The following is a 1,385-nucleotide window of genomic DNA, read 5'->3' as shown; positions in this document are numbered from 1 at the left end:
GGGTTAAGGGTCAAAATGTGTGTCTGGCTCGGCGTGTCGCGGGGGTTAGATTTGGCCTTTTTGAATGCCGATTGAGTGGGTGTAGTCGGTGTCGATAGCGTTGTCGTAGAGGGCTGGGCGTCCTGTTTCGTGGTCGGCTTGGTTCTCGGTTTGGGTCAGGGTGGATACTTTGGCGAGTTGGCCCTGGCCCCAGTCGGACTGCCTGGCGATTCGTACTGGATCGTCAGGCAGTTCCGTTTTTAAGTAGAGCCACCAATCCAGCATGCGGCGTTGTCGTTCGCCTGATCTGCCGCGGTGGGTTCTGGCGAGCAGTTTGAGCTGGGCGTTGATGCCGCCTTCTAAGCTGTTGGTGGTGGATTTGATCCGCTCGGGCGCAAGGACTCCTGCTGGCGGGTTGAGGTAGACAAACAGCATCTCGGACCGCCAAAGATGGTTGAGGCTGTTGTAGGCCTTGCGCACGTTGTGGTGGGTCCACACGCGGGTCCATGCACCTGTTTTGGGGTCTTTGATCATGGTTTTCTCGTTCATCCATTCCCGGTAGATCGTTGAAAACTCGTGCAGTTGCACACCCCACGCGGCGGCTTCATCCAGTGTGGTGATCCGGGTCAGTTTCAGCGCAAGTCGGTAGATGGTGCGCCCGGCATCGGTGCGTGGGTTGGTGGTGGTGTAGCGGCGGACCACGCGTTGGGCGTGGACGAGGCAGCGTTGAATTTTCGTAGTCGGCCAGCACTTTTTGATTGCGCTGTATGCGCCTTGGCCGCCGTCGATGACGGCGATGAGTGGGGCTTCGATGCGTTCAAGCAGCAGTTGGTAGTCGCGGGTGGTTTCGTGTTTGCACCAGTGCCAGGCGATCACGTGGTCGATGGTCGCCGCGACGATCAGGCAGCCACCGGCGGTGTAGGTGCCATCGAGAAATACCTGGTCGTAGATCCGCTTGTGGTGGCCGGCGGTGGGGTCAGGCACATCAACGAGCCAGCACCACTTGAAGCGCCGCTTCATGGTGGCGCGGCTAACACCGTTTCGTTTGGCTAGGTCGTCGAGTGATATTGCGGTGGTGCAATGCTCGATGAACTGGGTGAACACTGCCGCGTTGGTGATGTCGTTTCGACGTTTGACGCTGGAGGCGCCGCATTGTTTGCAGCGCCATCTGGTGGTGCCTTTGCTGGTGGTGCCGTTGCGTTTCATTTCACCGCCGCAGTGGCAGCGTGGTTGGTTCTTCGACATTGCGACACCACACCACGCCGCGCATAGCACATCACGGCTGCCACACCGAGGATTTCCCGTCGGGGGCTAGATATATGCTTCCGGAGCATATACTTTCCGGAAACCTACAGGTCAATCCGTGAAAATCCGCGATTCCGGACACACTTTTTGACCCTTAACCC

At 58.4% G+C, this 1,385-nt stretch carries 1 protein-coding gene; it reads right to left on the bottom strand.

Features of this window, described 5'->3' with window-relative positions; translation table 11 throughout:
* Positions 1-45: 45 nt before the first annotated feature.
* Positions 46-1,224: an IS256-like element IS1249 family transposase gene (locus CORTU0001_RS00355; protein WP_005323424.1), complete on the bottom strand. Its 1,179-nt coding sequence runs from the start codon at positions 1,222-1,224 to the stop codon at positions 46-48.
* Positions 1,225-1,385: the final 161 nt, after the last annotated feature.

Source organism: Corynebacterium tuberculostearicum SK141 (assembly GCF_000175635.1).
In the GTDB taxonomy this organism is placed as follows: Bacteria; Actinomycetota; Actinomycetes; order Mycobacteriales; family Mycobacteriaceae; genus Corynebacterium; species Corynebacterium tuberculostearicum_C.
Note: the sequence above shows the minus strand (reverse complement) of the source record. Positions and strands in the feature narration are given on the sequence as shown.

Coding starts and splice junctions, on each gene's coding strand:
- CORTU0001_RS00355 (WP_005323424.1), bottom strand. CDS start 1,224: ATGTCGAAGAACCAACCACGCTGCCACTGCGGCGGTGAAATGAAACGC.